Here is a 248-nt window from a genome sequence, read left to right on the forward strand (position 1 = left end):
CTAATGGATTTTTTTTAAATTTTTGAGAAGCAGCAATTTTACTAATATCAGTAGATAAACCTGTATTATGAACAATTTTAATATTTTCTAAAATTAAATCTAATTTAAACTGTTGACGTATTGCTAAAGTATTATTAAACAAACTATTTAATTCAGGACTTGTATTATCCATTTCAATTCCAAATACTTTTAAAAAATCTCTAGATTTTTCAGTTTTAAAAACTCCGTTTCTATCACTAAAAGTTTTT

Annotated in this window: 1 protein-coding gene; it reads right to left on the reverse strand. The window is 21.8% G+C overall.

The genetic code is table 11. The features are described from left to right. The coding region (locus V0R37_RS22915) for a hypothetical protein (RefSeq protein WP_420376666.1) at positions 1 to 248 on the reverse strand (248 nt) is incomplete at both ends.

The sequence above is a fragment of the Pollutimonas rozaliensis genome, assembly GCF_048751585.1.
In the GTDB taxonomy this organism is placed as follows: Bacteria; Pseudomonadota; Gammaproteobacteria; order Burkholderiales; family Burkholderiaceae_B.